Raw genomic sequence first — 254 nt, 5'->3', positions numbered from 1 at the left:
GCTGCGAGCTCATCGATTGCCGCTTGTGCCTCGGTAGCGGTAAGCCCCGATGTGGTGTTGTCGTAGGAGACTTCGGCGGCGGTCTGGTCGTCTGTTTCATTAAGGAAAAGCGCCCCGTCTGCACCTGCGACTATGTCGTTGTTTGCCTGTGTGCTGATCAGGTCGATGTTCTCCGTTCCACCCCCGTCGGTGATTGACAGGGTTCCTGCCGCAATGCCGCTTCCCGTGTTGTACTCGTTGTTCGGGTCGGTGTC

At 58.7% G+C, this 254-nt stretch carries 1 protein-coding gene; it reads right to left on the bottom strand.

Annotated features, from left to right (window positions below):
* Nucleotides 1-254: hypothetical protein (locus D2V08_RS17250; protein ID WP_220473368.1), on the bottom strand; the 254-nt coding region annotated here is incomplete at both ends.

Source organism: Flagellimonas lutimaris, from assembly GCF_003581615.1.
Classification (GTDB): Bacteria; Bacteroidota; Bacteroidia; order Flavobacteriales; family Flavobacteriaceae; genus Flagellimonas; species Flagellimonas lutimaris.
Note: the sequence above shows the minus strand (reverse complement) of the source record. Positions and strands in the feature narration are given on the sequence as shown.